The sequence below is a fragment of the Paraburkholderia sp. BCC1876 genome (assembly GCF_902833695.1).
Classification (GTDB): domain Bacteria; phylum Pseudomonadota; class Gammaproteobacteria; order Burkholderiales; family Burkholderiaceae; genus Paraburkholderia.
Map to the genome: position 1 here is coordinate 1 of NZ_CADFGI010000001.1, position 11,298 is coordinate 11,298.

General features: G+C 61.7%; 8 protein-coding genes and 1 rRNA gene. 6 read left to right on the top strand and 3 right to left on the bottom strand.

Translation table 11 applies throughout. The features are described 5' to 3' along the window. Positions 1–112: ribosomal RNA gene (gene rrf / locus HWY05_RS00005) — 5S ribosomal RNA — on the top strand; the annotation flags it as partial. 120 nt (positions 113–232) lie between these two features. Here the strand turns inward: rrf and HWY05_RS00010 are convergent. The 3 genes from HWY05_RS00010 to HWY05_RS00020 form a co-directional block, all read right to left on the bottom strand. Then, a complete protein-coding gene (locus HWY05_RS00010) occupies positions 233–1,327 on the bottom strand; it encodes a carotenoid 1,2-hydratase (RefSeq protein ID WP_244146513.1) in 1,095 nt (364 codons plus the stop codon). Positions 1,328–1,470: 143 nt separating this feature from the next. Next, entirely contained in the window at positions 1,471–4,044 is a 2,574-nt protein-coding gene (locus HWY05_RS00015) for an FtsX-like permease family protein (RefSeq protein WP_244146444.1), read from the bottom strand. Next, a complete protein-coding gene (locus HWY05_RS00020; protein ID WP_244146445.1) occupies positions 4,034–4,801 on the bottom strand; it encodes an ABC transporter ATP-binding protein in 768 nt (255 codons plus the stop codon). Before HWY05_RS00020 ends, HWY05_RS00015 begins: the two co-directional genes overlap by 11 nt. A gap of 700 nt (positions 4,802–5,501) precedes the next feature. Between HWY05_RS00020 and HWY05_RS00025 the strand changes: the two genes are divergently transcribed. The 5 genes from HWY05_RS00025 to cyoD all read left to right on the top strand — a co-directional run bounded on the left by HWY05_RS00025 (position 5,502) and on the right by cyoD (position 11,271). Then, the gene (locus HWY05_RS00025) at positions 5,502–7,055 is read left to right on the top strand and encodes an NADH-quinone oxidoreductase subunit M (RefSeq protein ID WP_176056995.1); all 1,554 of its coding nucleotides are present in this window, start codon (positions 5,502–5,504) and stop codon (positions 7,053–7,055) included. A gap of 371 nt (positions 7,056–7,426) precedes the next feature. After that, a complete protein-coding gene (gene cyoA, locus HWY05_RS00030; RefSeq protein ID WP_035563097.1) occupies positions 7,427–8,326 on the top strand; it encodes a ubiquinol oxidase subunit II in 900 nt (299 codons plus the stop codon). 3 nt (positions 8,327–8,329) lie between these two features. Then, complete coding sequence (gene cyoB / locus HWY05_RS00035; protein WP_035556878.1) at positions 8,330–10,318, top strand: cytochrome o ubiquinol oxidase subunit I; 1,989 nt, start codon at positions 8,330–8,332, stop codon at positions 10,316–10,318. After that, positions 10,318–10,938: a cytochrome o ubiquinol oxidase subunit III gene (gene cyoC, locus HWY05_RS00040; RefSeq protein ID WP_035556881.1), complete on the top strand. Its 621-nt coding sequence runs from the start codon at positions 10,318–10,320 to the stop codon at positions 10,936–10,938. Before cyoB ends, cyoC begins: the two co-directional genes overlap by 1 nt. Next, on the top strand, positions 10,939–11,271 hold the full coding sequence (cyoD, locus tag HWY05_RS00045) for a cytochrome o ubiquinol oxidase subunit IV (RefSeq protein WP_035556882.1): 333 nt from the start codon (positions 10,939–10,941) through the stop codon (positions 11,269–11,271). The last annotated feature ends 27 nt before the right edge of the window (positions 11,272–11,298 follow it).

Here is an 11,298-nt window from a genome sequence, read left to right on the forward strand (position 1 = left end):
TGATGACCATAGCGAGTCGGTACCACCCCTTCCCATCCCGAACAGGACCGTGAAACGACTCCACGCCGATGATAGTGCGGATTGCCCGTGTGAAAGTAGGTAATCGTCAGGCTCCCTAGCAGAAAGCAGAAACCCCACCCTAAAAGGTGGGGTTTCTGTCGTTTACGGCGTGGAAAAGTGCGCAAGCACAGGGCAGTCGTATACCCCTGCAAAACTGCCCCGATCGAAGCGGCTACTCCTTGCCAATCCGCAGCGCATCCGCATAGCCCGTCAGTTCCAGATACGCTCGTCCCACGTCCGCGCCATCAAGGCTCACGCGCACTGCGCCTTCCCAGTACACCGCGCCTGTCGATTGCCGGGAATCCAGTTCCTGATCGTCCATTAACGGATCGAGTCGCCATGTCAGCGGGCCCGTTTTCACCGACATCGAGACAGGGTACGACGTATTGGTCCGCGGCGAACGCCACGTACGAACCGGCGTGAAATCCACCTCATCGCGACTGAACTGCGTTACCTGACCATCGGGTTTGCGAAGCGCCGCGTGTGCCCACATGGCATGTCCATCGCGACTACGCACTTTGAACGCCATCAAAGCCGAGCCGTCAGCGAGATTCGCGCCCAACCAATCCCATCCGACGGCATTCGCGTCGAGCAAGGTACTCGACCATTCGTGATCGAGCCACGCCATGCCGGTCACCGCTGTGTCGCCGCGCGATGAAGCGCCGGCGCCGACCGGCCGCACGACACTGCCGCTCACGCGCAATTGAGGCTCGCTGTAGTAATAACTCGCCTGCTCGGGCCTCGGACCTTTGCGCGAATAGCCGCGTTCGCCCTGAATCAACGGCGCTTGAGAAGGCGTCAGCATGAGATGCAGTGAAAAGCCGTTGGCATCGACGGTGACGTTGTAGTGGCCGTCGTCGGCGCGGACGATTTTCCAGGTGTCGAGTTTGACGTCGGTATTAACCGGTTTTGCATAGGCGAGGCCGAAACCTTCGCGCGCGATGCGCTGATCGTGCGCAAGATGGCCGAGCGCCGGATCGCTCAACGCGGCGTGCGCGATGATCAACTGCGACGGCGCGAAGGCACTCGGATCGGCGCTGTCGTGTCCGGTTGCCGAGCGGAAAAAGGTGATCTGAAACCCGATCGGTTGGTGGTCCGGCGTAGTGAGCCAACCCGTCGCGTACCACCACTCGGTGCGAAACGCCGGGTGTGCACCGCTGTCCTGCGGCAAGGCGATCGCGTGGTCCGGTGTGACCGCGGCAAATTCAGGCGCGGCAGCAAAAGCGTTCGACGCAGTCAGCGCAACCACGCACAACAAGCCGCACATACGCTGTCGATGCATGACATGCACGACATGCATGACATGCATGACATGCACGACATGCGCGCAAGAGCCCAACCCATGGCGAGAGAGTGAAAGTGGGATCGTGCGCATCGCGTCGCGAATCCGCTCCAGCGGCAGAACCCCCATCACCAATCCTCCTTCACCGCGCGCACGGCATTCACCGACACCGCGCCGCGTCCCGCGATCACCGCCGTCGAACACGACGACGCCAGCATCACCAGCGCGACGGTGGCCAGCGCCGTCCACGGTACATGCAGCGACATGGTCCAATGAAACGATTGCGGATTGACCACGAACACCAGAATCAGGCTGATCGCAAAACCCAGTACGAAGCCCATCGCGATACCGCAGGCCGTGAGCATGCCGCCTTCGAGCGCGAGAATGCCAAGCACCTGCGAACGGGTTACGCCGACGTGCCGCAGCATGCCGAACTCACGCGCCCGCGCGAGCGTTTGCGCGGAGAACGTCGCGGCCACGCCGAACAAGCCGATCACAATCGCGACCGCCTCGAGAAGATACGTGACCGCGAAACTTCGGTCGAAGATGACCAGCGTATGCGCGCGGATTTCACCCGGTTGCGCAAGCTCCAGCGACGCGCCAAAGGGCAGAGCGCGGAGCCCCGCCATAACGCGTTCAACTGGCTGGCCGGGTTGAACGGTGACCGCGATCTCGGTTGCGCTCGTGTCGGCAGTCAGGCGACGGTAGTCGGCGAGCCGGATCTGAATCGCGCCGGTCTGCCGCACGTAGTCGCGCCATACGCCCGCCACCACGAACACCTGTCCCGTTGTTTTGCCGAGCGGCAATCGCACACGTTGTCCCGGCTTGTAGCCATACAGATCGACCATGGCTTCGGATACCCAGATCGGCATTTCACCCGCGTGAAAATCCGCGGGGCTCAGCACTGCGCCCGTCATCTGTAAATTCGCGCCGGGATCGGCCGCGTCGATTTCGCGGGCGAGCATCACGACGTCCGGTCGTGCCGGATCGAGCGTGAGACGCGCGGTGCGCGAGAACGCGGCCGTCCTGATGCCGGGCACGGCGGCGACAAGCGCCTGCTCATCCGGCCGCATGCCGCCGGTGTCACCGTTCGGCGCGACCCGTACATACAGATCGGCGGACAGCAGATGGACCAGCCAGTCTTCGACGGAAACGCGGAAGCTCGCCACCATGATCGCCATCGCGACGATCAGCGCGAAGCTCGACAACACCCCGCCTATGGCAATCGACGCATGGCCAGGCGCATTCGCAAGACGCGCCAGCGCCAGCGTACTCGCGGCACCGGCACGACGTCGCGAGGCGAAAGCGCGGCTCGCCGCACCGAACACCAGCGCGGTCACACGCGGCATCAACGCAATGCCGCCGACCAGCAGCAACGCGACCGCCAGATAGCCGCCGATCGGCGTATCGAACCACGGCGGCATCTGCGTGAGCACGGCGGCGGCCAGCAAACACAGCAACGCGGGCCACGGCGTAGCGAGCCGCGCCAACGCGCCTTCTTCGGAGCCGGCCTTGAGTGCCGCCGCGGGTCGCGCGCGGGCCGCCTCCAAAGCCGGCGCGAGGCTACCCAATACCGACACGGCAATGCCGAGCGTCAGAAACAACGCGGTCGCGAACGGTTCGAAACTGATTTGAGGCTGCACGCCGGGAAAATAACCACCGCCCAGATCGCTGCCGAAAAACCGCAGCGCGCCGCTCGCCAACGCATAGCCGAGCGCGAGTCCGGACAGCGCGCCGAGCAGGCCAAGCAGCGCGCCTTCCATCAGGATCTGACGCAGCAGTTGACCGCGCGTCAGGCCCAGCACGCGCAACATGGCGAACTGCGCGCGCCGTCGCACGACGCCTAACGCCTGGGTCGAAAACACCAGAAACGCGCCGGTGAACAACGCGACCAGCGCCAGCACATTCATGTTGATCCGGTAAGCGCGCGACAGGCGATCCGTGCGGCTTTCGGCATCGCGTGTTTCGGCGATCACCCAGCGGCTGCCGAGTTGCGTCTGCAGATCCTGTTTGAAGCGTTCGCGATTCACGCCGCGTTCGAGTTGCACGTCGACGCGCGACAGCTTGCCGAGCTTGCCGAATTTCCACTGCGCCGCGGCGATATCCATCACCGCGAGCCGCTGACCCGGCCGCGTTCTGACCAGGCCACCCGCGACGCGAAAACGCACGATCGCCGTGCCGCTTTGCAGCGCGAGCAGATCGCCGGTTTTTACGTTGAGCCATTGCTGTGCGGCCGCGGAGAGGAACACCGTATCGGACGCGAGCGTATCGAACGGGCGCTCCGTCGAGGGCACGCCGATCAGATCGGGCGCGATACGGCCGGCCTTGAAGACATCGATACCGAGCAACGGCAGGGCGGCGTTCTGGCCCGGCACGGTGACATCGAGCGCCAGCACGGGACTGGCGAGCGCCACGCCGGGTTGGTCGGCGAGTCGCGGGTAGACGGACTCGTCGAACCAGGCTTGTGCGCCGCGTACCTGCAAATCGGCCTCGCCGGAAAGGCTGCGGGCCGCCGCGGAAAATTCGTTGAACGCCGCGCTGTTGATCAACTGCACCGCGTAGCCGAGCGCCACGCCGAGCGCGATCGTTGCAATCGCAACCAGTGCGCGGCCGCGATGACTGCGCCATTCCGCGCCCAGTAACCAGCGCGCGAGCACGCGATGTCCTTGCATGCGCAGCGGTTGGCGCGGGTTAGCGGACATGGCCGGAGGAGCGCGCGGGCACGCGAGCCTGGCCCGAGCCCGACTCTGAGCCTGACTCTGGGCCGTCCAGCGCCGGCCGTCCCGCCAACGCATGCAAACCCCCCTCGCTAAGAATCAGGATGCGATCGGCCACCGCCGCCGCGGCTTCCGAGTGCGTGACCATGATGGTGGCCGCGCCGGTCGCCTTGCTTTGCGCGCGGAACAGACCGAGCACGTCGTGCGCGGTATCGGGATCGAGATTGCCGGTAGGTTCGTCGGCGAGAATCAGTTTCGGGCGATGCACGAGCGCACGCGCAATCGCCACGCGTTGTAGTTCGCCGCCGGAGAGTTGCCGCGGAAAATCGTTGCCACGTCCGCTCAATCCGACCGCCGCGAGCATGTCGAGCGCGCCGTCCGTGGGTAACTCGTTGAGCAGCAGCGGCAGCGCGACGTTCTGCGCCAGCGTCAGATGCGGCAACACATGAAACGCCTGAAACACGAAGCCGAGTTTCTGCCGACGCAGACGGGTCGCCGCGTTGTCGTCGAGGCGCGCGACGGGACTGCCGTCGATGATCACGTCGCCACTATCCGCACTGTCGAGGCCGGCGATCAGATTGAGCAGCGTCGATTTACCGACACCCGAGTCGCCCATGATCGCGACGAATTCACCAGGTCTGAGTATGAAGTCGAGCTGCGCCAGCACGATGCGTCCGGTGCCGTAGGTCTTGCTGAGGCCACGGCACTCGAGTGCGGGAACGACGTCTTCATCATCAGGCATGCGGTTTCCGAAAGTGAGGCCGACGATCGATCAGGCGTGCGCATGACGCGCACCAATCGCTGAAAGGGCTAAACGCCGCCGCCGAACCGCCGAAGTATATTCGGCTTCTGTAAGCCGCGCAGTCCGCTGCCGCGACGATCGAGGCCACTCTCAAAGAACCCGCCGGCCGATCGCCGGCGACGCCGTTTTTGAGCGCAGAGCGACGTTTCTCTAGAGTGCCCGATCAAAAAATATTTCGACTTCAACACCGGCGAAATTTTTGCTAACCGCCTGAAAATGACCTCGGGAAGACCCTGAGACACAGCCAGCGTTATTCCGGCCCATGCACCACGCCGAGGCGTCCCTGCAAGAGTCTTCAACTGACGCTTAATTGCGTTCATTTGCCGGCAAAATTTGCGCACGCCGACACGTCAAAACGGCATTGTGCGTCTGCACATTTCTACCCATTTCGCAAGGCCGTGCGTGGCAATGACGCATTGACTCGGGCGTTGCTGCATTGTTGCGCTGCAAAAGTATTCTTATCTTGGTAATCTCCCACCCTTGATCATTCGGCTGCGGGTAAACGTGAGGCGGGCACCACCGTTTCCACGTCAATTTCAGCGAAATTCAGCCTACATATCCATTTCAATGCTTTCGTTTTTGAAGGCGTTGACGCGGCGTTTTGTATTTCAAGTTTTCGACAGAGTTTTCGACAGAGCACATGCCATTGCCTCTTCTTAGCCTACTCATCTGGATCCCTATTGTCGCTGGCCTGGTGGTCTTGCGCGCGGGATCCGACGCGGCACGTAGCCGCACCCGCTGGATCGCGCTGATTGGCGCGGTGGCGGGTTTTCTGCCGGTGATTCCGCTGGTCGCGAATTTCCGCAATGACGTGACGTCGATGCAGTTCGTCGAGAACGTTCAGTGGTCGCCGACCTTCGACATCGCATGGCATGTAGGTGTGGACGGCATTTCGCTGTGGCTCGTCGCGCTGACGGCGCTGACCACCATCATCATCGTGGTCGCCTCGTGGGAGTCGATCACCGAGCGCACCGCGCAGTACTTCGGCGCGTTCCTGATGCTGTCGGGTTTCATGCAGGGCGTGTTCACGTCGCTGGACGGCATGCTGTTCTTCATCTCGTTCGAAGCCACGCTGATTCCGCTGTACCTGCTGATCGGCACGTGGGGCCAGGCGAACCGCCGCTACGCCGCGATCAAGTTCTTCTTCGTGTCGTTCCTCGGCTCGCTGCTGATGCTGATGTCGATGCTCTATCTATATAGCCAGACGCACAGCTTCGACCTCGCCATGTGGCGCGAGACGCATCTCGGCACGTGGCCGCAGGTGCTGATTTTCCTCGGCTTCCTCGCGGCGTTCGGCGTGAAAGTGCCGATGTGGCCGCTGCATACGTGGCTGCCGGACGTTCACCTGGACGGCCCGACCGGCGCCGCCGTGATGATTGGCATGCTGAAGCTGGGCGGCTACGGTCTGCTGCGTTTCGCGCTGCCGATCGCACCGCAGGCCAGCCACTTCTTCGCGCCGATGATGATCACGCTCTCGCTGATCGCGGTGATCTATTCGAGCCTGCTGGCGCTCGTGCAAACCGACATGCGCCGCCTGCTCGCGTATTCGACGATCTCGCACATGGGTCTCGTGACGCTCGGCCTGTTCGTCTTCAACCGCATCGGCCAGGCCGGCGCGATCGTGCAGATGCTGTCGTACGGCGTGGTGTCCGGCGCGATGCTGCTGTGCACGGGCATGCTCTACGACCGCACCAAGACCGCCTCGATCGCCGAATACGGCGGTGTCGCGAACACCATGCCGCGCTTCGCCGCATTCGTGATGCTGTTCTCGATGGCCAACATCGGCTTGCCGGGCACGTCGGGTTTCGTCGGCGAGTTCATGGTGCTGATGGGCGCGATCCGCTTCAACTTCTGGATCGGCGCGATGGCCGCTTCCACGCTGGTCCTGAGCGCGGCGTACACGCTGTGGATGTACAAGCGCGTGATCTTCGGCGCGATCGCGAATGCGCGCGTCGCCAAACTCAAGGATCTCGGTAACCGCGAATTCATGTTGCTCGGCGCGATGGCGCTGCTGGTGCTGGTGATCGGCCTCAATCCGAAGCCGTTCACCGACGCGATCGATCCGTCGGTCGGCACGCTGCTGGCTCAATCGGAACGTTCGGTGCATCCGTCGGACTCCGCGCCTGATGGTGGCGAGCATCTGCAGGCAGCGGCGCCCGCGCCGGTTGCCACAACGACCCGCACGCCGGGTTGAGTGGAATGAAGCATTTCGCTGCTGCAGCATCCGGAGAATGGGGCTGCAGTGTCGATCTGCTTTTTTCAGTCTGGCACAAGTCTCGTCGCACGCCTCTGACGCAGCGCAACCCTTGAGGTCGCCCTGCGTTTTATTGCTTGTTTGAAGGGACTTTCGTGCTGTGACGGTTGTTTGAAGCTCAGCAAGTGAGCACGGCAAGTACTGATCCTCGCGCGAAACCTGCGGCAACGTGTCGCACAGTGCTGCGACGCAATAGATCGTTGCTAAATCGAGGCTTTATTAGCGCTTGACGTGCCCCTACTATGCGAGCGCTTACTAATGGAGAGCGGTCGAATGACGTTCGTTGAAGTCGTAAAAAAGAGGCAATGGATATGAAAGGAAAGACTCTGCGGGGGTCGATCGGTTTCCTGTCCACGAGCCTCGTGTTGTTGCTCTCGGGTTGCAGCAACCTCGATATTTTGAATCCGAAGGGGAGCGTGGGTCTGGCGGAACGCGAGCTGATCGCAACGTCCACCTGGGCCATGCTGATCGTCGTCATTCCGGTGATTGCGCTGACGCTGCTGTTCGCGTGGCGTTATCGCGCGTCGAACAAGAGCGCGGACTATCAACCGGGCTGGACCCATTCGACCGGTGTTGAAATCGCCATCTGGACGATTCCGACGCTGATCATTCTGTTCCTCGCTGTCCTGACGTGGAAGACCACGCACGAACTCGATCCGTACAAGCCGCTCGAGTCGCAGGTCAAGCCGATCAACGTCGAAGTCGTCGCACTCGACTGGAAGTGGCTGTTCATCTATCCGGACCTCGGTATTGCGTCCGTGAACCAGCTGGCGATTCCGGTCGGCACGCCGGTGAACTTCGTGATCACGTCCGACACGGTGATGAACTCGTTCTTCATTCCGCAACTCGGCGGTCAGATCTACGCCATGGCCGGCATGCAAACGCGTCTGCATCTGATCGCGGACGAAGCCGGCAATTTCGCGGGCCAGTCGGCCAACTTCAGCGGCAAGGGCTTCTCGGACATGAAGTTCCGCACGCTCGCTTCGTCGCCGGAAGAGTTCAACGCGTGGGTCGCGAAAGTACGCGCTTCGTCGGACAACCTCAGCATGGACCGCTACCACACGGTATCGGCGCCGAGCGAGAAGGACCCGGTGCGCTACTTCTCGTCGGTCGATCCGAAGCTCTTTCACAACATCATTGCCCGATACAACAACGGTAACGTCATCGACAACATGAATGACGCTAACTGTGCGCCAAAGGGTAAGGGGTAACGCATGTTCGGCAAACTCTCACTAGACTCGATTCCGTACCACGAGCCCATCATCATGGTCACGGCCGTGATGATCGCCCTCGGCGGTGCGACGGTGCTGGGTCTGATCACCTATTTCGGCAAGTGGCGCTACCTGTGGACCGAGTGGCTCACGTCGGTCGACCACAAGAAGATCGGTGTGATGTACATCGTGATCGCGCTGATCATGCTGTTCCGCGGCTTCGCGGACGCGATCATGATGCGTCTGCAACAGGCCCTCGCGTATGCGAACCCGGGCTACCTGCCGCCGCATCACTACGACCAGGTGTTCACGGCGCACGGCGTCATCATGATTTTCTTCATGGCGATGGCGTTCATGATCGGCCTGATGAACATCATCGTGCCGTTGCAGATCGGCGCGCGCGACGTAGCGTTCCCGTTCATCAACTCGCTGAGCTTCTGGATGACGGCAGTCAGCGCGATCCTGATCAACATCTCGCTGGTGATCGGTGAATTCGCGCAAACCGGCTGGCTGGCTTATCCGCCGCTGTCCGAATTGCAGTTCAGTCCGGGTGTCGGGGTCGACTATTACCTGTGGAGCTTGCAGCTCTCCGGTATCGGCACCTTGCTGACCGGCGTGAACTTCTTCGCGACGATCGTGAAGATGCGCGCCCCGGGCATGACCTTCATGAAGATGCCGGTGTTCACGTGGACCGCGCTGTGCACCAACGTGCTGATCATGGCGTCGTTCCCGATCCTGACCGTGACGCTTGCGCTGCTCGGTCTGGACCGTTACCTCGGCATGCACTTCTTCACGAACGACGGCGGCGGTAACGCCATGATGTACCTGAACCTGATCTGGGCATGGGGTCACCCTGAGGTGTACATCCTGATCCTGCCGGCATTCGGTATTTTCTCGGAAGTCGTGGCGACCTTCGCCAAGAAGCCGCTGTTCGGCTACAAGACGATGGTGTGGGCGACCTGCGCGATCATGGTGCTGTCGTTCCTCGTGTGGCTGCATCACTTCTTCACGATGGGTTCGGGCGCCGACGTCAACGCGTTCTTCGGTATCGCCACGATGGTGATCGCGATTCCGACCGGCGTGAAGGTGTTCAACTGGCTGTTCACGATCTACAAGGGTCGTCTGGAATTCACGCCGCCGATCCTGTGGACCATCGGCTTCATGATCACCTTCACCATCGGCGGCATGACCGGCGTGATGATGGCGATCCCGGGCGCGGACTTCGTGCTGCATAACAGCCTGTTCCTGATTGCTCACTTCCACAACGTGATTATCGGTGGCGTGCTGTTCGGCTATCTGGCCGGCTTCAACTACTGGTTCCCGAAGGCGTTCGGCTTCAAGCTGAATGCAAAGCTGGGCAAGGCTTCGTTCTGGTTCTGGCAGATCGGTTTCTGGGTCGCGTTCACGCCGCTGTACGTGCTCGGCTTCATGGGCATGACGCGCCGTATCAACCACTACGACAACCCGCTGTGGCACCCGTGGCTGATCCTGGCCGCAGCCGGTGCGGGCCTGATCGCTATCGGTATCGCTTTCCAGGTGTTGCAGATCGTGGTCAGCATTCGCGATCGCAATTTGCCGGAGAACCGCGACCTCACGGGCGATCCGTGGGACGGCCATACGCTGGAATGGGCCATGAGCTCGCCGCCGCCGTCGTATAACTTCGCCATCATTCCGACGGTGCGCAAGCTGGACGCGTTCGCCGACATGAAGGCGGACAAGAGCGCGCAAGCCAAGCCGGTGTATCGCGACATTCACATGCCGTCGAACACGTCGGCGGGTCTGATCGCTGCGATGTTCTCGCTGGTGCTCGGCTTTGCCGGTGTCTGGCACATCTGGTGGCTGGCTATCATCGGTCTGGTCGGCTCGATCGGCACGGTGATTGTCTACAGCTTCCAGAAGAACGAAGGCTATTACATCCCGGCGGCTGAAGTCGCGGCGATCGAAGAGAAGCGCTCGGGCGCAGGCGCCCAGCTGGCGATGGAGGTGGATTGATGTCGAGCAATACAATTAACGTGGGCGCAGCCGCAGACGCGCATCACCACGACGCGGACCACGTGCCGTCGCATTCGGTGTTCGGTTTCTGGCTGTACCTGATGACCGACTGCATCATCTTCGCGGCGCTGTTCGCGGTGTTCGCGGTGATGGGCCACCAGTTCGCCGGCGGCCCGACCGCCAAGGACCTGTTCGAGATTCCGGGCGTCGCGCTGGAGACCACGATGCTGCTGCTGAGCAGTATCACGTATGGTTTCGCGATGCTGGGCGCGTACAAGAACCGTAAGGGCGTGTTGCTCTTCTGGCTCGGCGTAACGTTCCTGCTCGGTCTGTCGTTCCTGGTGCTGGAATTGCGCGAGTTCTCGCACCTGATCGCCGAAGGCGCGGGTCCGAGCCGTAGCGCGTTCCTGTCGTCGTTCTTCACGCTGGTCGGCACGCACGGTCTGCACGTCACGTTCGGCCTGATCTGGATGGTGGTGCTCGCCATTCAGGTAACGCGGCACCGCGACCTGACCGAACGCGACATGATTCGCCTGACGTGCCTGAGCCTTTTCTGGCACTTTCTGGACGTCGTGTGGATCGGCGTTTTCACCTTTGTCTATCTTGCGAGCGTGATCTAAATGGACCATAGCCATAACGCACACTCGGGTGAAGGTCACGGCAGCCTCGGCAGCTATACGATCGGTTTCATTCTCTCCGTTGTTCTGACCGTCGCGGCCTTCGGGCTCGTGATGACGGGCACGCTGTCCGGTGAGAATGCACTGCTCGCGATCGCGGGTCTCGCGTTCGTGCAGATCGTCGTTCACCTGGTGTTCTTCCTGCATTTGAATTCGTCGTCGGCGCAACGTTGGAACGTGATGGCGTTCGCCTTCACGGTGCTGACCGCGGTGATCGTGATCGGCGGCACGTTGTGGGTCATGCATAACGTCAGCATGCACATGATGTCCCGCTAAGCGGAAAACGCAGCTGGTTGTTGAAAA